Raw genomic sequence first — 23,481 nt, 5'->3', positions numbered from 1 at the left:
GCCATGACTGACGACACCTTCATCGAGGGGCCTCTCTACGAGAAGCGCAAGAAGGTCTATCCGCAGTCGGTGCGCGGCCCGTTCCGCCGCATCAAATGGGCGATCCTCTGCGTTACGCTCGGAACTTATTATCTGTTGCCGTTCGTACGCTGGAATCGCGGACCCGGCCTGCCTGACCAGGCCGTGCTGGTCGACCTTCCTCATCGCCGCTTCTATTTCTTCTTCATCGAACTGTGGCCACAGGAGGTCTATTATTTCACCGGCCTCCTCATCATCGCGGCAATGACGCTGTTCCTGATGAACGCCGTCGCCGGCCGGCTATGGTGCGGCTACATGTGCCCGCAGACGGTGTGGACCGACCTGTTCTACGCCGTCGAGCGCTGGGTCGAGGGCGACCGGCGCGAGCGCATGCAGGGCGACAAGCGATACTGGACACTCGCTCACGTCCGGAAGGTCGCGCTGAAGCACTTTCTCTGGATCATGATCGCCTGGTGGACCGGCGGTGCGTGGGTCCTGTATTTCGCCGACGCGCCGACGCTGGTGAAGGACCTCGCCACCTTCCAGGCTCCCCTCGTCGCCTATCTCTGGATCGGCATCCTGACCGCAACGACCTACCTCTTCGCCGGCCACGCCCGCGAGCAGGTCTGCATCTACATGTGCCCCTGGCCGCGCATCCAGGCGGCGCTGACCGACGAGTGGGCCCTCAACGTCACCTATCGTCGCGACCGCGGCGAGCCGCGCATGTCGGTGAAAAAGGCCGACGCTGCCCGCGCCCATGGCGATCTCGCCGGCGACTGCGTCGATTGCCATCAATGCATCAATGTCTGCCCGACCGGCGTCGATATCCGCCACGGCATCCAGCTCGGCTGCATCCAGTGCGGCCTGTGCATCGACGCCTGCGACAACGTGATGCGCGAGATCGGCCGGCCCACGGGCCTGATCGGCTACGACACCGACATCAACATGCAGCGCCGCCGCGACGGCAAGGCGCCGATCTACCGCCTGATCCGCGCGCGCACGCTGATTTATGTCGCGGCCATCGGCCTCGTCGGGAGCATCATGCTTTATACCCTTGCGACACGCAGCACGATGAGCATCAATGTCCTGCACGAGCGCAATCCGCTGTTTGTACAGCTCGCCGATGGTGGGGTACGCAACGACTACACCGTTCGCCTCCTCAACAAAGGCATGGCGCGATCATTCGCGATCGAGGTCTCGGGTTTGCCGGATGCGACCGCGCGCATCGCCGGCATCGAGCGCCAGCCAGACGGCAGGCTGATCGTCGAGGTCGGGCAGGACCAGACCCGAGAGATCAGGATGTCGGTGCAGGTTCCTCCAGGGCAATTGCCGAAATCGGCCGTCAATGTCGAGATCCGGTCGACCGATATTGCGAGCGGACAGACCGAGACCGCCCGCGACCATTTTGTACCGGCCGATCGATGATGGACTTAGCGAAAGGGCCATGCATCAGATAGGAGCCCATAAAGCCTGGAAATCCATCGCGGCCGGCCTGTGTGGCAACGCCGCCCACAGCACTGTCATGTTCTTGAAGCGCTGGATGCACTGGCTTCCGACTTTTCACCCCTACCGGGACCTTCAGCATGGCCTGAGCGATTGGCTCGGCGGCGCCGTCCACCCGACCGTGCCCTGGGCCATGTCCTTCGTTAATGGCACTTTCGTGCTCGGCATCCTTTTCCGGTCCACCTACCACCTGCTGCCCGGCCATAACGCGATCGTGAAGGGATTCGTCTTCGGCATAATTGGCTGGATCGCGATGGGATTACTCTACTTTCCGATTCTGGGAAGAGGACCGTTCGCGGCGCGCCTGGAGCTCGGCGCACTTCCCGCGGCCTTCTCTCTAGCGATGGTGCTCGCCTACAGCGTGTTTATGGGCATCGCCTTCTCCATGCTGCACTCCGAGCCGCGCCGCCTGTGGTCAACGAACGGTTAACACTACCGCTCGAATTGAACGCGCATCCCAACGGTATCTTCCAATCTTTGCGCTAAGCATGCCCCTAACGCCGGCTGATGCCAGCGTGAACGGGGACGACGGGACGTGGTCGATATCGCGCATCAGGCTGCGATCAATCCGGCATCGGCACGGGATGCAACGCCCGCGCTCGTCCCGCTCGCAGCCATCGATCCCGGCCAATGGCGCGCGCTGGCGCAGCGGGCGGCCGAGCCGAACGGCTATTATTTGCCCGCCTGGGAGCTCGCTGTCAGCGCAACCGCGCGCGACCGCATCGGAGCTTCGGCCCTGTTCGTCTGCGCTGGCTCCTCGGCGCGACTGATCGGGCTGATGCCGGTGGTCTCGCTCTGGCAAGCCTGGAAGATCCCCCTGCCCGCATTGGTGAGCGCGCATCCCTATGGCACGCTGTGCAGTCCGCTGATCGACCGCGACGCCTCGCCCGAGGCGGCGACACGCCTGCTGCAGCGGGCGCGCGAAGCTGGCGCGCATGCGCTGGTTCTACGCGACGTCGCGCTTGATGGTGCCGCGATGGGCTCGCTCAAGGAAGCGCTCGGCCGTATCGGCCTGAGGCCGCGCGTGCTCGGCTCCTATGTCCGCGCCAGCCTCGATGCGACACAGGATGGCGACAGGCTGCTGCACGAGGCGCTCGGTGCCAAGAAGCTCAAGGAGCTCCGCCGGCAGCGTCATCGCCTGGCGGAGCATGGCGCGATCAGCTTCGAGGTCGCGCGCAAGGTCGATGAGATCAAGCCTGCGCTTGAAACTTTCCTGCAGCTCGAGGCTAGCGGCTGGAAGGGCAAGCGCGGCACCGCGCTGCTTCAGGACGCAGGCGACGCGACCTTCATCCGCCGCGCCGTCCCTGCGCTTGCCGAGACCGCGCAATGCGAGATCGTCAGCTTGCGCGCCGGCACGACGCCGGTGGCGGCCGGCATCGTGCTGCGCCACCAGGATCGCGCGTTCTTCTTCAAGCTCGGCATCGACGAGCGCTTCGCGAAATATTCACCGGGCGTGCAGCTCACGCTCGATCTGACGCGCCATCTCTGCGCCGATCCCACCATCGCGAGTGCGGATTCCACCGCGAGCGCCGACCACCCCATGATCAACCCGATCTGGCGCAACCGCTTTGCGATTGGTGACGTGCTGATCCCGCTACGACGACATGATCCAATGGTGGCGCTCATCCACGCGGCGCTCATCGCACGTGGCTACGCGCGCAAGGCCGCGCGCCACGCGATCGACCTGCTCCGCAAACAGACCGAGGCTACTCCGCCGCCTGCGCGTTGATCTCCGCCGACACCTGACGGATGGCGCGGGCGAGCAGGTTCGGATCCTGCGCGCCGGAAACGGCATATTTCTGGGCGAAGACATAGGTCGGCACGCCGGAGATGCCCTTGTCGGCGGCCTCCTGCGCATCGGCCGATACCCGCGCGACGTCCTCATCGGTGGCGAGGCGCTTGCGCACGTCGTCGGCATCGAGCCCGACATCGGCGGCGGCCTGGACCAGGACGTTCACATCGGTGAGGTCGCCACCGTCGCGGAAATACAGCTCCATCAGGCGCTGCTTCATCTCGGGCGCCTTGCCGATCGCGTCAGCCCAGAGGATCAGGCGATGGCAGTCGGTCGTGTTAGGTTGGCGTGCGACCAGTTCGGGCTTGTAGACGAGGCCCTCTTCGCTTGCCGCCGCGACGACGCGCCCCGCAATGCCCTTATAGGCCTCGACCGAGCCGAATTTGGTGGTGAGATAATCCTCGCGGCTGATGCCCTCGCGCGGCACCCAGGGATTGAGGAAGAACGGACGGAAGTTCAGCTTGACCGGAACGTCGGGCACAAGCGCGAGCGCGCTCTCGATCCGGTGCTTGCCGATATAGCACCAGGGGCACACCACGTCGGAGACCACGTCGATCTGGAGCAGTTTGAGGGTGCTCATGAGCGCCTCCTTCTGGCGGTGCGGGTTTGCTCCAAGATAAGCCGAACCCGCCCCGAGGCAAGAGGACTGGACGCTTGCGCTAGGCCATGGCTGCGGCCATCTGTCTGAGCCGCTCAGCCGTGCGCTCGTCCGCCGGAAAGAACGTCTCCAGCGCCAGCTCCGACAGCGTGATGTCGACAGGCGTGCCGAACACCATGGTGGTGGAGAAGAAACTTAGTATCTCTCCGTCCTGGCGCAGCTTGAAGGGAATCGCGACATTGTCGCTCGACAGCGGGCCCGATCGCGCCGGAACGGGATAGCTCTTGAGGTCGTGATAGAGCTTGATGAGCTCGGGATCGGCGGTCAGCTCGCATTGCCGGTGCAAACGCTCGAGCAGATGCGCGCACCATTCCGCGAGATTGACCGTGCGGGGCGCCAGTCCCTCGGGATGAAACGCGAGCCGGAGCACGTTGAGCGGCTGCGCCAGCAGCCGCTCCGGAACGCCGGCGAGCAGCGGCGCCACCATGCGGTTGGCGGAGACCAGGTTCCAGTGCCGGTCATAGGCCAGCGCCGGATTGGGCTCATGCGCCCTGAGGACGAGGTCGATCGCCTGGCGGGCTGATTTCAAGGCGGGATCCTCCAGCGCGCGCTGCGGAAAGGCCGGCGCAAAGCCCGCCGCAACCAGCAACACGTTGCGTTCGCGCAAGGGCACATCGAGGCGCTCGGCGAGCCGCAGCACCATGTCGCGCGAGGGCGCGGCGCGGCCGGTCTCGACGAAACTCAGATGCCGCGCCGAAATCTCCGCCTCGCCGGCGAGGTCGAGCTGGCTCATGCGGCGGCGCTGCCGCCACTCGCGCAAATGATCGCCGATATGGATCGGCTGGCTGGGTTCGGCGCGTGCCGTGGATGCATGTGCGTTCATGGTCCAAAACCTATCATGCGTATTTCACCCCTTCCATTACCCGCGAGGTAATCGAATTGGGCACCCGACCAGCGCATCTTCCCGAGCACAGGAGAATGACCATGATCGCGCTGCTGCTCTACCGTACCCTTGCAGACCACCTTCTTCCCTGGGCCATGACGCTCGCGACCCGGATGCTGGCGCGCAGCCTCAACATGCCGGAGCCGCTGGTGCATTCGACCGGCGACTATGTCGTCGCACATGTCACCGCCTTCGAGCACAGCGTCGGCAGGAGCCTCTGCCCGTCCCGGCTCGCCCGCCTGCTCCGCGCCTGGTGGCGCTGGAAGCATTGAGTTCCCTTCGAGCCTACCCAACTCAACCATGGAGACCTCTAATGATCGACGCATCCACCTTCCTGCGCCGTGCCCTGCTCGCCGACGCGGTCTTCAGCGGCGTTTCCGCGCTCGGTTTGACTTTTGGTGCAGCTGCATTCGCCACCCTGTTCAATCTGCCCGAGGCGCTGCTGCGTGAAACCGGCTTGTTCCTGATCGCCTACACCGCGCTGGTCGGCTGGCTCGCCTCGCGCACCGCGGTACTGAGGCCGCTGGTGCTGCTGGTCGTGGTCGGCAACGCCGCCTGGACGGTCGGCAGCATCGCGCTGCTGTTCTCGGGCGCGGTGTCACCGAACCTCGCCGGCGAGCTCATGATCGTGGCGCAGGCGATCGCGACCGGCGTGTTCGCCGAGTTGCAGTATGTGGGCCTGCGGAAGAGCGGGAGAGCGGTGGCGGCGTGAAGCTCTTGCGTCCCGGACGCGCTGCAACGCTCTCGCGTTGCGGCGCAGAGCCGGGGGCACGAGACGTGAGTGAGGTGTCCGCGTTCTCCACAACGTCGGTGCGACCGAAGCGAAGCGCCTAGCAGCCTGACGACCAATCAGGAGACTGACGTGAAAGCCGGCGGCCGTCGAGCGGGAACTACGCCTTCGCGCGGCCGACCTTGCCGGCAAAGTGCTTGCCGTTCAGCTTCTTCTTTTTTGCCGCGGTGGTTTTCGCGCCGGCCTTCTGGGCTTTGCGTTCCGCGCGCGCCTTCACCTTGGCGCGTTCGGCACGGGCCTCGGCCCGCTGCTTCTTGCGCTTGGCTTCGCAGGAGGGGCACTTGCAGCCGATCGGCTTCAAATAAGCCTTAAAATAGTCGGTGCCGTAATCGTAGTTGATCTCGTCGCCAGGCTCGATGTTCCTGATGGCGCGGATGAACACTTTGCGCTCGCGCGGGCGCACGTCGGATTCGGCGTTGGGCCGGCACGAGTGGTTGATATAGCGGGCAAGGTTCTTGCGCACCGAACCGTCGATGGTCCAGCGGCCGTTGAGCTCGAACAGATATTTGTTCTCGATCTCGTCCTGCCCAGGAATCCGGCAGTCCAGGATCGGCCCGAAATAACGGATGATCCTTGTGCCCTTCTTGATCGGCATGGTGGCGAAGAGGCCAAGTCCGGTCTTGGAACGGCCGACGCGGTAGGCTTTGCGGGGAGCGATGGCTGGCATGATCAAGTGTAACGAGGACGCGGACCAGGCTGCTTGAGCCCGAGCGAAGCCGCTCTTCTAGAACGATTCCGCGCCGCTGTCAGGCCTATCGAGACTGCGTTTGCTGCTTGCCCACAGTGAAGAATGTGCAAGGCCCTGAGTTCCTCGGCATCGATCGTTTCGTCCGGTCAGGTGCTTGTTGGCATCCTGGCTGCTACCGTCGACTTCAGGATCGCTTCCAGAAGCTGCTCCGCAGTCGTGCCCGCGGGCAGCCGCTCCAAGATATCCTCGAGCCGTCCGTCCAGCAGCAGCATGGTGAAGCCGTGCACCATCGACCAGGCCCGCGCGATCGCGGCGCCCTGCTCGATGGTCAGCGCGTTGCCGCTGATCGGCTCCTGCCGCATCGCGCTGATGGCATTGGCAAGCCCGGCAAAGGAGGATTCCGCGGCTTCATGCAACGACGGCCTAGAATAGTCGAGCCGCTCGGTGCGGAACATGAGGCCGTACATGCCGGGATGGGCCTGGGCATAGGCGACATAGGCTTTTGGCCGCGCCAGTGCCCGATCCAAAGGCGAGGTGGCCGTATCGCAAGCCGAGGCCATCGCTGCGTTGAACTGGCGGAAGCCGATCGCGGCAAGCTCGCTGACGAGGCCCGTGAGATCGCCGAAATGATGCGTCGGTGCGGCATGCGAGACGCCCGCCTCGCGCGCCACCGCGCGCAGCGTCAGGCCGGCGAGCCCATCGCGCTCCAGCACCCGTTCGGCCGCCCGGAGCAGCGCCTCGCGCAAGGCACCGTGGTGATAGGGCGTCTCGGTCTTCGCAATTGCGGGGCGGCGCGCCGCGCGTGACGCCGGCGATGTCTTTTTCGGGGGGCGCGGGCTTCGCGCCGTTACGCCTTTGGTGTCGGTTCTGGCCATTTGCAAGCTATATGACGCAATATTGACAGTGTAAAGATTTCACTTGACGAAAGCCGCGCATGGTCCTATGCAATCTTTACGATGTAAAGATAGGGAGGCTTATGCCGTGCAGCAGGACGCCATCGCCGAGCGCCGCAACAATATTGCGCCGATCCCGTTCGAGGCGGACGCGCCTTTCCTCAAGATCGTCGGCGAATTGCCGCGCGAGCTGAACGGCACGCTCTATCGCAATGGCCCCAATCCACAATTCGATTCGCCCGGCGCGCACTGGTTCGTCGGCGACGGCATGCTGCACGCCTTTCATCTCGAAGAGGGACGCGCCTCCTACCGCAATCGCTGGGTCCGGACCCCAAAATGGCTCGCCGAGCACGATGCAGGCCGCGCGCTGTTCGGCGTCTTCGGACGCAAGCTGCCGGATGCGCCCACGAACCTGACCGACGGCGGCGTCGCCAACACCAACATCGTCTTTCATGCCGGCAAGCTGCTCGCGCTCGAGGAAGGACATCTGCCGACCGAGATCGAGCCGGGCACGCTGGCAACGCGCGGCTATTGCGATTACCAGAGCCGCATCGTCGGTGCCTTCACCGCGCATCCGAAGGTCGATCCTGTTACGGGCGAGCTAGTGTTCTTCGGCTACAATGCGGCGGGCCCTCTGACGCCTGTCCTCTCCTACGGATCGATCGATGCGGGCGGCAAGGTGACGCGCTTCGAGCGTTTCGAAACGCCCTATGCCAGCATGGTGCACGACTTCATCGTCACCGAAAATCACGTGCTGTTTCCCATCCTCCCCCTCACCGGCAGCATGGAGCGCGCGATGAGCGGCAAGCCGCCCTATGCCTGGGAGCCCGAGAAAGGTGCCTATGTCGGCGTGATGAAGCGCAACGGCACGGCAAAGGACATCGTCTGGTTCCGCGCTGAGGCCTGCTACGTCTTCCACGTCATGAATGCCTGGGAGGACGGCGACCGCATCATCGCCGACGTCATGCAGTTCGAGCAAGCCCCGCTGTTTCCGCATCCCGACGGCCGGCCGACCGATCCGGAGAAATCGCGCGCCCGTCACTGCCGCTGGACCTTCGACCTCTCCGGCAATACCGACCGCTTCCAGCAGACTTATCTGGACGATCTCACCGGCGAATTCCCGCGCATCGACGATCGCCGCGCCGGCCTGAAGAGCCGTCACGGCTGGTACGCCTGCGCCAATCCGCGGCTGCCGATGTTCGGCGCGTTGTCAGGCATCGTTCATGTCGACGGCACGGGAAAGCGGCTCGGCCAGTATCTGCTGCCGGCAGGCGACACGATCTCCGAGCCTGTCTTCGTCGAGCGATCGAAAGATGCCGCAGAGGGCGATGGCTGGCTGCTGGCGGTGGTCTGGCGCGCGCGGGAGAACCGCAGCGACCTCGCCGTGTTCAACGCCACCGACATCGAAGCCGGCCCCGCCGCGCTGGTGCAGCTCGGCCATCGCGTGCCTGACGGCTTCCACGGCAATTGGGTGGGAGCGCAGTAGCTCTCCCCTGCTCCTTCGCTGATGTCATCAGGGAGACTTCACATGCACGTCCCCGCGATCACGGCGAACTACCTCGCCATCCTCGCGCTGATCTACGTCGCGCTCGCGTTGCAGGTCATCCGGCTGCGACGAAGCAGCAAGGCGCCCTTCAGCGACGGCGGCAACGAGAACCTGCGCAGTGCGATCCGGGCCCATGGCAACTTCATGGAATACGTCCCGATCATCGCGCTGATGGTGGCGCTTCTGGAGATGTCGGGCGCATCGCCCTTGCGCATTCACCTGCTGATGGGCGCGCTCCTGCTGTCGCGGCTGCTGCATCCGCTCGGCATGTATGCGACGCCGGGCTCGCTCCGATTCACGATCTGCCGCGTCGGCGGCATTGTCCTGACCATCGGCCTTCTGGTGTCCTGCGCGCTGACCATCCTGTCGCGCCTGCCCTGGGCCGCCATGGCCGGCGAGATATCGGATCAAGCCGTTGCAACAATTGAATTTTTACAGGTCATTCACGTCATTTTGACACTGTAAAGATTTCGCTTGACCCGGCGGCGGTACTGAACTATCGATCTTGACATCGTAAAGATTAGTGCGACCGAGGCGACCATGACGATCTTCCTGATCCTTGCCCCCTACGGCGTTTACACCTTCCTGATGTTCATGACGTCGGCGACGGTCAGCGTGTTCGCGGGATCCGCGATCTGTATCGCGACGATCGCGATCGATGTTGCACGCGGCCGCTCGGTGAAGATTCTCGCCGCGGGCTCGGCGATCCTGTTCGCGGGCATCGGCCTCTTCCTCGCGCTGCACCCCACGCTCAGCACGCTCGGCGTCAAACTCTCGGTTGATATCGGCATCTTCGTCATCTCGCTCGGCTCGATGCTGGCGCGCCGGCCCTTCACGCTGCAATACGCGATCGAGTCCGTTCCGGCCGAGACCGCGGCAATGCCCGGCTTCCTCACCGCCAACTACATCATCACCGCGGCATGGACCGTCGCCGCCCTGCTGATGATGGCCGCCAACATCGTGCTACTCTACTTCCCTGGTCTGCCGGTCTGGTCGGGCCTCGCGGTCGCCTTCGCCGCCCGCAACAGCGCGATCTATTTCACCAAATGGTATCCCGAATATCGCCAGATCAAGTATGGTGCGCCTGATGGCGCGCTGCCGGAAGCACAGTGAGACAGGACCGACAATGAAGGACGTATTCGCCCGCCTCGCCTCCGACTTCCTCTCGGCCATCGTCTTCCTGGTGATCTATCTGGCGACCGACAACGTCATCCTCGCGACGTCGGTGGCGATAGCGGGTGCGCTCGCGCAGGTGATCTATGCCCGCGTCAAGGGGCACAAGCTCGGCTACATGACCTATGCGAGCGTCGCGCTCGTCATCGTGCTTGGGACGGTGACGCTGCTGACCAACGATCCCCGTTTCATGCTGGCCAAGCCTGCGATCGCGCATTTCGCGATCGGCGCGATCATGCTCAAGCGCGGCTGGATGCTGCGCTACATGCCGCCGATGGTGGTCGAGACGGCGCCGGAATATGTCACCGCTGCGGGCTATGCCTGGGCCGCACTGATGTTCGTGCTCGGTGCCGGTACGATCGCAGTCGCCGCCACCGGCGATCTGAAGCTGTGGGCGTTCTACATCTCCGCCGTCGCGGGCGGCGCCAAGGCCCTCGCTTTTGCCGTGCAGTACGTGGTGTTCAGACTCGTCGTCACCAGCCGCCGGCGCGCCGCCGCGCGCGCCTGACTGCCGCCAAAGACGCGTTAAATGGCCGCGTTAGGCAGCGGCCTCAAGTTGCGCTATAGCCTCGCCCCAGGACTGGTTGCGGATCGTCGCAACCCGCCGGGACAATGTTCGGGAGACGCGAATGGCCGTTGACGGCAATTGGAATTTGACCATGACGACGCCGATGGGCGAGCGCCAGGCGACGCTGAGCCTGAAGGAAGCCGGCGGCACGCTCACGGGCACGCAGGGCGCGGACGGCAATACCGCCGAAATTTTCGACGGCACCGTCAACGGTGACAGCGTCTCCTGGAAAGTCTCGATCACCAACCCGATGCCGCTGACGCTCGAATTTACCGGCACGGTGTCCGGTAACAACATCAACGGCGAGATGGGTATCGGCCCGATGGGTAGCTTCCCGTTCACCGGCGCAAGGGCTTAAGAAGTCTCCTCTCCCTGCTCGCGGGGAGAGGGTTAGGGTGAGGGGGAGTCTCCGCGAGGACGGTGACAGTCGGACTCGTGGAGAGTCCACCTCACCCGGATTGCATCTTCGATGCAATCCGACCTCTCCCCGCAAGCGGGGAGAGGTGAAAACAAATCAGCCCAGATTCAACTCCTTGAAGAAGTCGTTGCCCTTGTCGTCGATGATGATGAACGCCGGGAAGTCGACCACTTCGATGCGCCAGATCGCTTCCATGCCGAGCTCGGGATATTCGAGCACTTCGACTTTCTTGATGCAGTGCTCGGCAAGGTTCGCCGCCGCACCGCCGATCGAGCCGAGATAGAAGCCGCCATACTTCTTGCAGGCCTCGCGCACGGCCGGCGCGCGGTTGCCCTTGGCGACCATCACCATCGAGCCGCCGGCGGCCTGGAACTGGTCGACGAAGGAATCCATGCGGCCCGCCGTGGTCGGACCGAACGCGCCAGAGGCGTAGCCCTCGGGCGTCTTGGCCGGCCCGGCGTAGTAGACCGGATGGTTCTTGAAATAATCAGGCAGCGGCTCGCCCTTCTCCAGCCGCTCGCGCAGCTTGGCGTGCGCAGAGTCGCGCGCGACGATCATGGTGCCGGTCATCGAGACGCGGGTCTTGATCGGGTATTTCGCGAACGTCGCCAGGATGTCCTTCATCGGCTGGTTGAGGTCGATCTTGACGACCTCGCCGCCGAGCGACTGCTCGACCTGCAGCAGATATTGAGCGGGATTGTGCTCGAGCTCCTCGAGATAGACGCCATCCTTGGTGATCTTGCCGAGCACCTGGCGGTCGGCCGAGCAGGACACGCCAAGCCCGATCGGCAGCGAGGCGCCGTGACGCGGCATGCGGATCACGCGGACGTCGTGGCAGAAATATTTTCCGCCGAACTGCGCGCCCACCCCCAGGCTTTGCGTCATCTTGTGGATTTCCTTCTCCATCTCGACGTCGCGAAAGGCGTTGCCGTCGGGCGAGCCGTGGGTCGGCAGCGCATCTAGATAGCGGGCCGACGCCAGCTTCACCGTCTTCATGCAGAGCTCGGCCGAGGTGCCGCCGATGACGATGGCGAGGTGATAAGGCGGGCACGCCGCGGTGCCGAGCGTGAGGATCTTCTCCTTCAGGAAGGCGAGCAACCGGTCCTTGGTCAGCACCGAGGGCGTCGCCTGGAACAGGAAGCTCTTGTTGGCGGAGCCGCCGCCCTTGGCCATGAACATGAACTTGTAGGCGTCGTCACCCTCGGCGTAGATCTCGCACTGCGCCGGCATGTTGTTGGCGGTGTTCTTCTCCTCGTACATTGAGAGCGGCGCGACCTGCGAATAGCGCAGGTTGCGGCGGAGGTAAGCATCGCGCGCGCCTTCAGACAGCGCCGCCTCGTCGTCACCGTCGGAGATGACGTTGCAGCCCTTCTTGCCCATGATGATCGCGGTGCCGGTGTCCTGGCACATCGGCAGCACGCCACCGGCGGCGATGTTGGCGTTCTTCAAAAAGTCGAGGGCGACGAACTTGTCGTTCGGGCTGGCCTCGCCGTCTTCCAGGATGGCGCGGAGCTGCTTCAGATGGCCCGGGCGCAGATAGTGATTGATGTCGCCGAAAGCCGCTTCCGACAGCGCCCGCAGCGCCTCGCGCGACACCACCAGCATGTCTTTCCCCAAGACCTTCTCGACCCTGACGCCCTCGGACGAGATCTTCTTGTAGGGCGTCTCGTCCTTGCCGAGCGGGAACAGCGGGGTGTGCTTGTAGGGCGGGACGGGCTTGGACTGGTCGGGGAAGGCGGTGGGAGCGTTCATGGGGCGATCTCGGGTTTTGCAGCCCTCGCGGGCCTCTAAGCATAGAAGCGTTCTAAGCTTTTTTGCCACAAAGGGAAGGCGTCCTGGCGCGGCCGGGGCATCCCGATTCGGTGTCTTATTCGGCGCTCTGGCGGCCATTTTTGCCGCCTGCCTTCAATAGCTGTAGACGTGCCCGGTCGAGCCGGGTTGCACCCCTTGCGCTTCGCGCGCGGCGACGGTTGAATGCGCGCCGTCAAGGGGCTTTTCATCATGATTTCCAGACTGCACTTTCGCGGCGCGGTTATTGTCGCCGCCGCAATCACCGGCCTTGTGACCCTCACCGCGCCTGCGCGTGCCGACCAATGCGACGACATCGCCAAGCAGCTCGCCGGCGGCATCGACGGGCTGAAGGTCAACTTCAAGGCCGCCAACATCATCTACCTCACCCACCCGGCTGCGAAGGAGCTGTCGCTCGGCTGCCGAACCCAGGGGCAGGCCTATTCCAACGAGCTCTACGCCAAAGGCGACCGCAAGCCGACGCCGCAGTTCTATGATCTCGTGGCCTCCGCGGCCGCGATCATCTTCACGGTGACGAAGGACGACACCACGACCGGGGCGTCGCGCTGCCTGAAGCGCATGGGCCTCTTGCGCGGTGACAAGATCACGATGCGCTACAAGCGCCTCAACATGGAATGCACGCGCACCAAGACGGACGCGGCGATCGCGATCACGCGGCCGAAGGACGAGTAGGCGCGTCTTTTCGCGCAGATCCCTCGCATTTTAACGATCGGCTTGACGGACCTTTCGTCCCTCACAGGGCAGGCTCATCAGGTTCAATCTGTGAGGATTTGTGGATGAGCGTTTCCAGCGTTGCGCCGCCGCCTGTCACGATCGTGGTCCCAAGCTACGACACGACCAAGCAGCCGGACGACCAGACCAAGACCAAGGACAACGACCCGACCTACCAGCCGACGCCGCCGGCGCCGCTGCCGCCGGGTCAGGGCACCCGGATCGATCAGCTCGCCTGATCTGACTTTTCTGCGATGGATCGCCCGGTCTTGACGGCCGGGCCTTTCGCGCGTCCGCATTTGGCGGACGGCGCGGCCAGACTCGTGCGCGACGGCCGCGCGCATCATTGCGCGTCTCTCGTTGCATCGAACGTTCGCTCGCGTCGCCGAGGCCGCGCAGCCATTGGCGCGCACCGCGAGGTCCTTTTCGGCGCCAGGCTGACCTCTCTCAGGATCCTGCAAGCGATCTCGGCGGCCTGAAGTGTGATCCGGCTCATCAAAATTCCACATCCGGCGTGCTCATCTTCGAGGCCGAACAAGCCCATCCATATGTTTATGGGACGCGCCAATGGAACCGAGTGAAGAGCTGCTGTCGCTGGTCGGGGACATCTACGATGCAGCGCTCGACGATTCCCTGTGGACGTCGACCCTTGGCAGCATCGTGGACCTCGCGGGCGGCCAGAGCGGTGGTCTGGTCCGGATCGGAGCCGCCGGCGAGGCCGTGATCTCGCATGCCGTCGGCGTCGACCCCGCCTTTGTTCAATCCTATATCGAAACCTACGAGCCGTTCGATCCGTCGCGGGCCGTGCTCCACGCGCCAGTCGGCCAGATCCAGACGATCGGAGACTGGATCGACGTCGACGAATTCCGGACGACCATGTTCTACAACGAGTGGACGCGACCGCAAGGTCTCGAAGATGCCGCAAATATCCTGCTCGACAAGTCCGCTGCGGGATTGTCCCGCCTCTCGATCATGAAGGCCGGTGGCCTTGTCGATCGCAGGATGTACCAGGTAATTTCCTACATCACGCCGCACATGCAACGGGCCATGCATGTCCGGCAAAAGCTACAGCATCAGAACGCATTGGAGACGACGTCGGCCCACACGCTCGACGCCCTGCGCGCCGCGGTCCTGCTGCTCGATGCCGTCGGTCATATCACGCATTCCAATGCGAGCGCGCGGGACATTCTCGAGGAAGCCGACGTCCTTCGCGCCGTGCACGGCCGGCTCGTGACATCAGACCTGAATGCGGATCGCATGCTGCGACAGGCATTGGCGAGCACGGCTCACGGCGACAGGGCGACGATGGGCATCTCGCTGCATCTGACAGCGCGCGATGGCTCGTATTATGTCGGGCATCTCGTGCCACTGACCGCGGGGCGCCGGCAAATGTTCGGGGCGAGCCACGAGGCCTGCGCCGTCCTGTTCGTCAGCAAGGCAGCGCTCGACACGATCGTCGCGCCTGATCTGATCCGTAAGCTGTTCAAGCTGACGCCGGCCGAACTGCGCGTATTCCTTTCCATCGTCGAGGTCGGCGGGGTTCCTGACGTGGCCAAAAGCGTGGGCGTCGCCGAAACGACGATCAAGACTCACCTCGCCAGGATCTTCACCAAGACCGGAACCAAACGACAGGCAGATCTGGTGCGGCTGCTGGCGGCCTTCACGCCGCCCATCAAGATCTGAAGCCCGCCTGCCGCACCGGCCTTATGTTTGCCGGAAGCATGTGATCATTGCACCCGCGCGTGATGGAGGCAGATCGAACATGATCGTACGTCTGCTGTTGCAGAACACTGTTCTCACCGCCGCAATGGGCGCGCTGCTGTTCGCGGCCGCCGGCACGCTGCATTGGCCCGGCGCGTGGGTGTTTCTCGTCACCTCCGTCTTGCTTGGCCCGCTCTGCGGCTGGTGGCTTTACCGGATCGACCCGGCGCTTCTGGCGGAGCGTCTGCGGCCCGTTCTCCAGAGAGATCAACCGGCCGCCGACAAGGTCTTCATGGTCGCCTTCATCGCGGCGATGCTGGGTTGGCTCGTCGCGATGGGGCTCGACCGGCGCCATCTTGCCTCCAGTATGAACGTGGCGTGGCAGTTGCTGGGCTTCGTGCTGTTCATCGCCTCGACGCTGTTCACATTGTGGGTCTTTCGCGAGAATTCCTTCGCCGCGCCCGTGGTGAAGCTACAGGCCGAGCGCGCGCAACGCGTGATCTCGACCGGGCCCTACGCCCATGTCCGCCATCCCATGTACAGCGGCATGATCCTGTTCTTCGCCAGCGTGCCGCTGATCCTCGGCTCGTGGTGGGGCCTGGCCACCGCGCCGCTCTTTCTCGTACTGCTCGCGATCCGCATCGGCATCGAGGAGCGTACCCTCATGGCCGGTCTGTCAGGCTATGCCGATTATGCTGCACGCGTGCGTTACCGCCTGTTGCCTGGAGTGTGGTGAACGCGACTGCCGAAACAACTCCACGTCCTCCGTTCGACTGATGCCGCCGCAGCCGGGCCTCGCTACAGAAGGCCGCACCCGCACACTGATCCGATCCGGGTGCACGACGCGAGACGCGATGATGTTCTGCAAGCCCCCCTGTCCCGACGAGCATGACCTCGCATCCGCTCCCGATCAGACCGACGATCAATCTGGCCCTCGACGCGCACCGCCGGTCGGGAGCCATGACATCTTTGGGCGACCGATCGCGCCCGAAGCGGCCGGTCCTGAACAGAGGCTGCCGCCAGCCCCTGTCCGGACCGGCTGGACTGTTGTCCTGACGCGTTTTCTTGACGCGAACTTGCGCTCACTTCGCTCGAAAACGCTCTAACCGTCAAGCTCGCGATAGCGTCGAAAGATGCCCTGCTCATTGAAGGGAATGCGGCGCTCGCTGGCGAGATAGGCCTTGATGTTCGGCCGCGCGGCAACGCGGTCGTGCAGGCCGACGAGACCTGGGATTTTCTTCTCGAACGCCTTCATGCGCCTGGGAAAGGCGTAGCGCAATCCGGCGACGATCTGGAACAGCGAGAGATCGACGTAGGTCAAGCGTCGACCGGTGACATAGGCACCGCCGGTGTCGTCGAGGAGCTGTTCGAAATAGCCGAGATATTTCGGCACGCGCTCGTCCCAGAAGTCAGCGGTGCGCTTCTTTGCGGGCGCCTTCTGGTCTTCGTAATACTGCGATGGCCCGAGCGGATGGTGGGTGTCGTGGATTTCGACCACGAAATCGGTGATGGTGAGTTGAAGCTGGTGCACCCAGAGTTTGCCCGCTTCCGTCTTCGGCGCGAGGGCGTGTCGGCTGCCGAGATAGAGCAGGATGTTGGCGGTCTGGCCAATGACGAGCTTACCGGCCTTCAGGAACGGCGGCGCAAAGGGCGGCGTACCCTTGTGGACCTCCATCATCTTCATCATGGCGCCACTGCCGCGCGGACCGCGTGCGACGTCGATGTAATCCGCACCCGCCTCCTCCAGCGCCAGCCGCACATATTCACCGCGGCCCTGGATCTCGGGCCAGTAGTAGAGCTCGTAATTCATGGGAGGGGTCCGTGAGCGTGGGAGCGACAACCCAATGTAGCATGCGGTCGAAGGTTCCGTCAGGACGAGTCGGCGCTGCCTTGCTGACAGTCCATCACGCCGGTTGCCCAAAGAACGTGTCGATTAATTGCTTCCCGAGATCGTAACGCCGGGCGAGCATGCCAATATCGGCTGATCCTCAAGCGATCGGCCAGGGGAGGACGCGGGAGTCTGTGGCGGAACCGTTCAGGGCGGTATCCGCGATCACATCGGGGCTGCCGCCGGGCGCGGCGCGAGGGGAAATCGTCATGCACTGGAACACCGTCCGCCCACTTTCGGCCATTGCCGGCTATGCGGCGCTTTGCTGCCTCGTCATCAGCCCGGACTGCGTCTCGGCCGCAGAATTGCTCAAAGCCCGTCTTGCGCAAAACCTCGGACCGATCTCCGGCCTTGCGATCGTCGCCAAATCGAAGGGGATTTTCGAAAAGAACGGACTGGACATCACGGTCTCGAACTTCACGTCCGGCAAGCAATGCCTGGATACCGTGATCGGTGGCGGCGCCGACATCGCGACGACGGCCGAGGCACCGGTCACCGCCTCGGCGATGGCAAACCAGCCCATCGCCTTCGTCGCGGGCATGGAATATTCCGACCTCAAGACGGTCGTCGCGGCCAAGGCCGGCGTCAAGACCAAGGCGGATCTTCGCGGCAAGCGAATCGGATTCACGGCTGGCACCGGCAGCGAGGTTTACACTGCGACTTTGCTGAAGTCAGCGGGATTGACTGCCAAGGATGTCACCCTCGTCAACCTGCGGCCGCAGGAGATGCTGCCGGCACTTGCAGCAGGAAGCATCGACGCGATCGACACGTGGGAGCCCCACATCGCCAACGCGAAGAAGGCCCTGGGCGAAGCCGTCGCTGAGCTCGATACTTCAGGCACCTACTCCGAGACGTTCAACATCGTCGTCATGAGGCCCTATCTGGACGCCAACCCCGCGCTGGTCGAGAAGTTCATCGCCGCACTGATCGATGCCGAGGTCTGGATGAAGGCACATCAGGATGACGCGATCACGGTCGTGGCGGACGCGGTCGGCATGAAGCGGGACGAACTCGCCCCGATCTGGACCGACTATGTCTACCGCGTGCGCCTCGACGACCGGCTGGTAGAGATTCTCAAGACCCACTCCGCATGGCGCCTCGAGAGCGGCAACCACCCTCCGGGAGCGGCGATGCCAGACTTCAGCAAGGTCGTCGTCAGCGAGCCGCTGAAGAAGATCGCCCCGGAGCGTGTCACCCTTTCGTGGAAATAGGCACCCGCACAGCCATGCAGGACGGCACTTCAGCACCACAAAAGATTGCTCTCCGCACTGATGGTCGCAATCGGCGGACGGATTCAGCACGTCTTCGCCGCCTCAATATTCTGGTCGGTGCGCTTTCGCTGCCGCTGTTCGTCGGCCTCTGGGAACTGGCGTCCCGCTCCGGCGCCGTCAACATGGTGCTGTTTCCGCCGCCGACGGTGGTTGCCGCGGCCGTCCTCGAATGGATACGAAGCGGACAATTCCTCGGTGATCTCTCGGCGAGCCTCCTTCGCGTCACCACCGGGTTCATCGTGGGCGGCGCACTCGGCATTCTGCTCGGCATCCTCACCGGCCAATTCCCTGTCGTTTCGAGCCTGCTGTCCCCGCTCTTCCATATCCTGCGGCCAATTCCGCCGATTGCTTTCGTGCCGATCGTCATTCTCTGGTTCGGCCTGTCGGAGGCGGGAAAACTGTTCCTCGTCGTATGGGGCGTGTTCTTCACGGTCTGGCTTTCGACCCACATCGGCGTGCAGAAGGTCGACCGCGGCCTGATCCGGGCGGCGTTGATGCTCGGCACGCCGCGGCGGCAGATGCTGCAGGAGATCGTGCTGTTGGGCGCGCTGCCCTACATCGTGGTCGGATTGCGCACCGCCGTCAGCATCTCCTTTTACACGCTTGTCGCGGCCGAACTTGCAGGCACTTTCGCCGGCATTGTCTACAGGATCGAGATTGCGCAGCAGAACATGCAAACGGGCCAGGTCATGGGCGGGCTCGCCGCGCTCGGGTTGATATCGTTCATCGCTGACCGGCTGTTTGCGGCCCTTGCCGAACGTACTGTCTGGTGGCGTTGATGTCGGGATCTCGATCGATCGTGAAATTGGCCCTGGCAAGCCCGCCGGTCTCTGTGGAATCGGCGCGGACGCAACCCGCCATTCAAGTCTCAAACCTGAGCATCGTGTTTGACACCAAGCGCGGGCAGACCATCGCGGTGGATCGCGTGTCCTTTGACGTCGCGCCTGGCGAGTTCGTCTGCATCGTCGGGCCCTCCGGCTGCGGCAAGTCGACGGTGCTCAACACGATCGCCGGACTGGAAGTGCCGTTTGAAGGCGACATCCTGGTGGAGGGCTCGCCTGTTTACGCCCCGCGGCCCGATGTCGGCATGGTGTTCCAGCAGCCGCATCTTTTCCCCTGGAAGTCAGTTCGCAGGAACATCGCTCATGGCCCCAGGATGCATGGGAAGTCCAAGGCGGACGCGAATGCCATCGCCGACGATTTGATCGCGATGATCGGTCTCAAGCGTTTCGCCGATGCCTATCCGAACACGCTGTCCGGCGGCATGCAACAGCGTGTGGCGATTGCGCGGGCGCTGGCCAATCAGCCTCGAGTGCTGCTGATGGACGAGCCTTTCGGGGCCCTCGACGCGCAGACCCGGGCGGTGATGCAAGACAATCTGCTGGAGCTGCGCGACCGGATCAAGGCGACCATCGTATTCGTCACGCATGACATCGATGAAGCCATCGTGCTGGCCGACCGCGTTCTCATCATGAGCGCGGGACCGGGCCGCATCCTGCGCGACGTCGCGGTCAAGCTACCGCGCCCGCGGTCGAGTTCTATCATGGTCGAGCCAACCTATCTTTCCCTCAAAAAGGATTGTCTCGACGTCATCCGCGCAGAAGGGTTGCGGGCGTTCAATCAGTCGGACGCGAGCTGATCGCCTCGAACGCGCCAATCGAGAGAGGGCCGTAGCGCGCTGGCATGGTTCTTGAATAATCGATGCCGGGTCTCACAGTGGAGCCGGCCATGCACAGGGCGAACAGCGCGATAGCGGCAGGTGTGATGCTGGCCGAGTCGGACGACCTCGTCAGGCCGCTGCCTGGCTTGCTCGATGGCCTTGACCGGGTCGATCGCAATCGCTTGCGTGCGATCGGGCGCGCGAAGACGCTGGAAGCCGGCCAACTGGTTTGGTCTCAGGGCGACGCACAGGCCGGGATCTACCTGATCAGCGAGGGGCGCATCCGCAGCTACTATGCGGCGCCATCGGGCCGCGAGGTCACCCTCGCCTACTGGTTTCCCGGCAACTTCGTCGGCGGCCCCGATATCTTCGGAACGGGCCCGCACATGTGGACATCGGTTGCGGCAGAGCGCAGCCAGTTGACGTTCATGCCTGGACCGGCGCTGCGGCGGCTTGCGCTGGAGTCGCCGGCAATCGCCGTCGCCTTGCTGGATGCCCTGGCGTTCAAGGCGCGATGCTATTCGGCGATGGCCCAGATGCTCGGGACGCGATCGGTGACCGAGCGGCTGCATAGCCTGCTGATCTTCCTGTCGCACGTCTACGGCGTGAGGCGCGACAACGAGATCATCGTCGGCATGCCGTTCACCCACGGCGATCTCGCCAATCTCATCGGGTCCACCCGCCAATGGGTGACCGTGCAACTCGCGCGGCTCCAGGAGGAAGGCGTGATCCGATACGACAGATCCGTGATTTCGATCCTGGATCTTTCGATGCTCGGGCAGGAGGTGGAATAGACTCCGCCTTTCAGGCGCTGCGCTTCAATTCGAACGCCGTTTCGTCTGCGCTGGCCTCGAAGCGCCGCGCCAGTCCGATCAGCGCACGATCGTGCCACGCCGGCGCCAGCAGAGTCACGCCCATCGGCATGCCATCAGGCAATGTCGCATTCGGAACCGCCACGCCGCAGAGATCGAGCAGATTGGCAAAGTACGAGTAGTAGCCGAGGCGATTGTTGAGGGTGATCGGATCGCGAAACATCTCCTCCAATGTGAATGGCCGCGGTGCGGTCGGAACCACCAGCGCATCGATCCCCGCAAAGATCGACTCGGCGTCGCGACAAAGTCGGCGCAACCGGTGAATGGCGCCAAACGTGTCGATCGCCGAGTAGCCGCCCGCTGAGCCCAGAACCGTTTTGGTGACATCAAGCAGGGAGCCGGACTCAATGTCCAGCAGCGAAGCGATGGCCGAGTGCCGCTCCGCCACCCAGGGACCGCTGAACATCAACTCCCCGGCCTGGCGGAACGGGGCGAAGTCCACCTCAACGGCCGTTCCGCCGATCGCAGTGAACCGCTCGCAGGCGCGCTCATAGAGCTCGCCGCATTCCGGCATGCCGAAGCATTCGAGATCGGCTGATGCAATGCGGCCGAACCGGAATGATGACGCCGCTCCGCTCGCGAAAGACAAGGCCCTGGGCTGGCGGCTGTAGGGATCCTCGAAGTCGAACCCTTCGATAATGTCGAGGATCGCTTCGCCATCGCCGACGGTATTGCAGAACACCGAAACGCAATCGATGGTCGGGCAATTCGGCACCAGCCCGCGTGACGACACCAGCCCAACGGTCGGCTTGATCCCAACGATGTTGTTGAAGCCGGCAGGTATGCGGCCAGACCCGCCAGTGTCGGTGCCGAGCGCGAACGCCACGTGCCCTGCCGCCACGGCGACCGCAGAACCGGAACTTGAGCCCCCCGAAACATAGCGCGCGTCGGCAACCGAGGCGCAGGGGCCATAGGGCGAACGCGCGCCGGACAGGCCCGTGGCGAACTGATCGAGATTGGTCTTTCCGAGGCAGATAGCGCCCGCCGCGGTGAGGCGTTCGACGCTGCGCGCGGAATGCCAGGGCGTATAGCTGAACGCCGGGCATGCGGCGGTGGTCGGCATTCCCTCGACATCGATATTGTCCTTCACGCCGAAGGGAATGCCGAGCAGCGAAAGATGTTCGCCGGTCCGTGCGCGCGCCACGAGCTTACGGCATGCTTCGAGCGCCTCTTCCCGCGGGCGGAGATAGATCCAGCAATTGCGGTCGCGCTCGGCCTCGATCCGGTCATACGCAGCATCAATCGCCTCCAGCAGCGGGGACGAATTCGTGGCGGCGTTGTCATGATTTGTCCTGAAGCGCGCGACGGACTGGCTCACCGAATAATCTCCTTCTCCAACTGGCTGGCGCGAAATTGCGGGAGCCCGGCGCGGGCAACAAGCAATTAAGTGCTTCTCGCAAAGTGGTCGGCCGTATCAGGAGATGAGCGGCGCAAAGAAAAAGGGCGCCGTGCCGAAGCACGACGCCCTCGTTTATTGTCCTGCGTGCGATCAGTTGGTCTGCTGGATCGCCGACAATTCCCAGGGGCTGCCCTGGCGACGGGCGAAGGTCCAGACTTCGGTGACCTCGCCGGGCTGCTCGCTGCCTGCAACGATCGCGCCGGTGTTGCGGTCGACCGTCTTGTCGGTGAGCGCGAAGCGCATCGCCACCGTCGCGTAGTCGGTCTCGCCTTCACGCCAGGCTTCCGCGAGGTCGCCCTGCAACAGCTTGACATTGGTCACCTTGTTGACCGCATTGCGCGCGCGGTTCTGCGCAAGGTCCTGCTCGAAATAGGAGACCATTTCCGGCGTCGCGAGCGTGTGCAGCTTTGCAACGTCCTCGTTCGACCACGCAGACTGGATGTCGCCGAGCAGATGCTCGAACGCCGCGTAGTCGGCAGGCTTGATCTCGAGCGGCGCGCTGTTTGCGCCAAAGCCGAAGCCGCCGCCGAGACCAGAGCCAAGACCGCCACCTAGGCCGCTGCGATAGTTGGTCTGCGGACCCGCATCAGCGCCGGCATAGGCCGCCTGCGGCGAATTGCGGCGCTGCCACCAGGACATCGCCAGCCGCACCACGAACACCACGAGCACGATCTGGATGATCAGGCCCAGGAACGACGACAGGCCGCCGAGACCGTCGAACAGGCCGCCGCCGAACAGCATGCCCAGAAGACCTGCGCCGAGAAAGCCGGCCGCAAGACCGCCCAAGAAGCCGCCGCCGCGGCCGAACAGCCCGCCGCGCGAAGGCGCGCTCGTGCTCATGCCGGCGCCGGGCTGGCTATAGGTGCGGTTGAATTGCGAGGTCGAGCCCGGCGCTGTCGTGGTCGACGGCGGGGCCGAGAAGGTCCGCGAACCGCGCGAACCCGACGAGAAGCCGCCGCCGACGCGGGCGTCGGCGGACGAGATCGCAAGCGCCGTCGGCAGCGCAAGCGCCAGGACGACGGCAAGCGTCTTCACGAGACTGCGGGACCATTGCGAGAAATTCATGTTCGTTTCCCAAATCCCCGGCATGGGGACGTGCCAGTAAGATGGGCAGCCGTTTACAAAAGGGAAGCCGGTTTTGGAACCCCCGGCTGCGGCCCTCAGTCGCGGGGATATGGCAAAAGCCCTTATTTGACGGGGGCTTGGCCGGAAACCGGCGGAAACTGTGGTCGCCGGATAC

General features: G+C 64.0%; 26 protein-coding genes. 18 read left to right on the top strand and 8 right to left on the bottom strand.

Features of this window, described 5'->3' with window-relative positions; all coding sequences use genetic code 11:
- Positions 1–3 precede the first annotated feature (3 nt).
- From ccoG to L6637_RS29350, 3 genes are all read left to right on the top strand, one after another.
- Positions 4–1,443, top strand: coding sequence for a cytochrome c oxidase accessory protein CcoG (ccoG, locus tag L6637_RS29360; protein ID WP_237872685.1), 1,440 nt, complete (start codon positions 4–6; stop codon positions 1,441–1,443).
- Positions 1,444–1,462: 19 nt separating this feature from the next.
- A complete protein-coding gene (locus L6637_RS29355) occupies positions 1,463–1,951 on the top strand; it encodes a DUF6789 family protein (protein WP_237865654.1) in 489 nt (162 codons plus the stop codon).
- Between the two features lie 105 nt (positions 1,952–2,056).
- Positions 2,057–3,250: a GNAT family N-acetyltransferase gene (locus tag L6637_RS29350; protein ID WP_237872683.1), complete on the top strand. Its 1,194-nt coding sequence runs from the start codon at positions 2,057–2,059 to the stop codon at positions 3,248–3,250.
- On the opposite strand, the gene L6637_RS29345 is transcribed toward L6637_RS29350, so the two are convergent.
- Complete coding sequence (locus L6637_RS29345; RefSeq protein WP_237865652.1) at positions 3,228–3,893, bottom strand: DsbA family oxidoreductase; 666 nt, start codon at positions 3,891–3,893, stop codon at positions 3,228–3,230. The genes L6637_RS29350 and L6637_RS29345 overlap by 23 nt on opposite strands.
- Positions 3,894–3,972: 79 nt before the next feature.
- Positions 3,973–4,794 carry a helix-turn-helix domain-containing protein gene (locus L6637_RS29340; RefSeq protein WP_237865651.1) on the bottom strand — a complete coding sequence of 274 codons (822 nt, stop codon included), beginning with the start codon at positions 4,792–4,794 and terminating at the stop codon, positions 3,973–3,975.
- A gap of 101 nt (positions 4,795–4,895) precedes the next feature.
- Between L6637_RS29340 and L6637_RS29335 the strand changes: the two genes are divergently transcribed.
- Both L6637_RS29335 and L6637_RS29330 read left to right on the top strand, forming a co-directional pair.
- Positions 4,896–5,126 (top strand): hypothetical protein, encoded by a 231-nt coding sequence (locus tag L6637_RS29335; protein ID WP_237865791.1) that lies wholly within the window; start codon positions 4,896–4,898, stop codon positions 5,124–5,126.
- A gap of 41 nt (positions 5,127–5,167) precedes the next feature.
- Positions 5,168–5,566, top strand: a complete 399-nt coding sequence (locus tag L6637_RS29330; RefSeq protein WP_237872681.1) for a hypothetical protein — start codon at positions 5,168–5,170, stop codon at positions 5,564–5,566.
- A 178-nt stretch (positions 5,567–5,744) separates the two neighbouring features.
- On the opposite strand, the gene L6637_RS29325 is transcribed toward L6637_RS29330, so the two are convergent.
- Together L6637_RS29325 and L6637_RS29320 are read right to left on the bottom strand one after the other, a co-directional pair.
- Entirely contained in the window at positions 5,745–6,311 is a 567-nt protein-coding gene (locus L6637_RS29325; RefSeq protein WP_237865649.1) for an SET domain-containing protein, read from the bottom strand.
- A gap of 167 nt (positions 6,312–6,478) precedes the next feature.
- On the bottom strand, positions 6,479–7,207 hold the full coding sequence (locus L6637_RS29320; protein ID WP_237865648.1) for a TetR/AcrR family transcriptional regulator: 729 nt from the start codon (positions 7,205–7,207) through the stop codon (positions 6,479–6,481).
- 106 nt (positions 7,208–7,313) lie between these two features.
- Here L6637_RS29320 and L6637_RS29315 point away from each other — a divergent pair, with 106 nt between their 5' ends.
- The 5 genes from L6637_RS29315 to L6637_RS29295 all read left to right on the top strand — a co-directional run bounded on the left by L6637_RS29315 (position 7,314) and on the right by L6637_RS29295 (position 10,870).
- Positions 7,314–8,711 (top strand): carotenoid oxygenase family protein, encoded by a 1,398-nt coding sequence (locus L6637_RS29315; protein ID WP_237872679.1) that lies wholly within the window; start codon positions 7,314–7,316, stop codon positions 8,709–8,711.
- Between the two features lie 42 nt (positions 8,712–8,753).
- Positions 8,754–9,236 (top strand): MAPEG family protein, encoded by a 483-nt coding sequence (locus tag L6637_RS29310; RefSeq protein WP_237865646.1) that lies wholly within the window; start codon positions 8,754–8,756, stop codon positions 9,234–9,236.
- Between the two features lie 75 nt (positions 9,237–9,311).
- Positions 9,312–9,884, top strand: a complete 573-nt coding sequence (locus L6637_RS29305; protein WP_237865645.1) for a hypothetical protein — start codon at positions 9,312–9,314, stop codon at positions 9,882–9,884.
- A gap of 13 nt (positions 9,885–9,897) precedes the next feature.
- The gene (locus L6637_RS29300) at positions 9,898–10,452 is read left to right on the top strand and encodes an inner membrane-spanning protein YciB (RefSeq protein WP_237865644.1); all 555 of its coding nucleotides are present in this window, start codon (positions 9,898–9,900) and stop codon (positions 10,450–10,452) included.
- A 121-nt stretch (positions 10,453–10,573) separates the two neighbouring features.
- The gene (locus L6637_RS29295) at positions 10,574–10,870 is read left to right on the top strand and encodes a hypothetical protein (RefSeq protein ID WP_237865643.1); all 297 of its coding nucleotides are present in this window, start codon (positions 10,574–10,576) and stop codon (positions 10,868–10,870) included.
- A gap of 156 nt (positions 10,871–11,026) precedes the next feature.
- On the opposite strand, the gene L6637_RS29290 is transcribed toward L6637_RS29295, so the two are convergent.
- Entirely contained in the window at positions 11,027–12,682 is a 1,656-nt protein-coding gene (locus tag L6637_RS29290; RefSeq protein WP_237872677.1) for a fumarate hydratase, read from the bottom strand.
- A 249-nt stretch (positions 12,683–12,931) separates the two neighbouring features.
- Between L6637_RS29290 and L6637_RS29285 the strand changes: the two genes are divergently transcribed.
- The 4 genes from L6637_RS29285 (at position 12,932) to L6637_RS29270 (ending at position 15,887) form a co-directional block, all read left to right on the top strand.
- Positions 12,932–13,411 (top strand): hypothetical protein, encoded by a 480-nt coding sequence (locus tag L6637_RS29285; protein ID WP_237865790.1) that lies wholly within the window; start codon positions 12,932–12,934, stop codon positions 13,409–13,411.
- Between the two features lie 104 nt (positions 13,412–13,515).
- Positions 13,516–13,689, top strand: a complete 174-nt coding sequence (locus L6637_RS29280) for a hypothetical protein (protein WP_237865641.1) — start codon at positions 13,516–13,518, stop codon at positions 13,687–13,689.
- Between the two features lie 328 nt (positions 13,690–14,017).
- Positions 14,018–15,133: a helix-turn-helix transcriptional regulator gene (locus tag L6637_RS29275; protein ID WP_237865640.1), complete on the top strand. Its 1,116-nt coding sequence runs from the start codon at positions 14,018–14,020 to the stop codon at positions 15,131–15,133.
- 79 nt (positions 15,134–15,212) lie between these two features.
- On the top strand, positions 15,213–15,887 hold the full coding sequence (locus tag L6637_RS29270; protein ID WP_237865639.1) for a methyltransferase family protein: 675 nt from the start codon (positions 15,213–15,215) through the stop codon (positions 15,885–15,887).
- Positions 15,888–16,253: 366 nt separating this feature from the next.
- On the opposite strand, the gene L6637_RS29265 is transcribed toward L6637_RS29270, so the two are convergent.
- Positions 16,254–16,961, bottom strand: coding sequence for a glutathione S-transferase (locus L6637_RS29265; RefSeq protein ID WP_237865638.1), 708 nt, complete (start codon positions 16,959–16,961; stop codon positions 16,254–16,256).
- Between the two features lie 287 nt (positions 16,962–17,248).
- On the opposite strand from L6637_RS29265, the gene L6637_RS29260 reads away from it, so the two are divergent.
- From L6637_RS29260 to L6637_RS29245, 4 genes are all read left to right on the top strand, one after another.
- Complete coding sequence (locus L6637_RS29260; protein ID WP_237865637.1) at positions 17,249–18,250, top strand: NrtA/SsuA/CpmA family ABC transporter substrate-binding protein; 1,002 nt, start codon at positions 17,249–17,251, stop codon at positions 18,248–18,250.
- 14 nt (positions 18,251–18,264) lie between these two features.
- Complete coding sequence (locus L6637_RS29255) at positions 18,265–19,089, top strand: ABC transporter permease (RefSeq protein ID WP_237872674.1); 825 nt, start codon at positions 18,265–18,267, stop codon at positions 19,087–19,089.
- A gap of 20 nt (positions 19,090–19,109) precedes the next feature.
- Positions 19,110–19,949: an ABC transporter ATP-binding protein gene (locus L6637_RS29250; RefSeq protein ID WP_237865629.1), complete on the top strand. Its 840-nt coding sequence runs from the start codon at positions 19,110–19,112 to the stop codon at positions 19,947–19,949.
- An 89-nt stretch (positions 19,950–20,038) separates the two neighbouring features.
- Positions 20,039–20,764 (top strand): Crp/Fnr family transcriptional regulator, encoded by a 726-nt coding sequence (locus L6637_RS29245; protein WP_237865627.1) that lies wholly within the window; start codon positions 20,039–20,041, stop codon positions 20,762–20,764.
- A 10-nt stretch (positions 20,765–20,774) separates the two neighbouring features.
- Here L6637_RS29245 and atzF read toward each other — a convergent pair whose 3' ends face one another.
- Together atzF and L6637_RS29235 are read right to left on the bottom strand one after the other, a co-directional pair.
- Positions 20,775–22,160, bottom strand: a complete 1,386-nt coding sequence (gene atzF / locus L6637_RS29240) for an allophanate hydrolase (protein ID WP_237865625.1) — start codon at positions 22,158–22,160, stop codon at positions 20,775–20,777.
- A 171-nt stretch (positions 22,161–22,331) separates the two neighbouring features.
- Positions 22,332–23,330, bottom strand: a complete 999-nt coding sequence (locus L6637_RS29235; RefSeq protein WP_237872672.1) for a Tim44 domain-containing protein — start codon at positions 23,328–23,330, stop codon at positions 22,332–22,334.
- Between the last annotated feature and the right edge of the window lie 151 nt (positions 23,331–23,481).

The sequence above is a fragment of the Bradyrhizobium zhengyangense genome (assembly GCF_022012435.1).
GTDB lineage: Bacteria > Pseudomonadota > Alphaproteobacteria > Rhizobiales > Xanthobacteraceae > Bradyrhizobium > Bradyrhizobium zhengyangense.
Note: the sequence above shows the minus strand (reverse complement) of the source record. Positions and strands in the feature narration are given on the sequence as shown.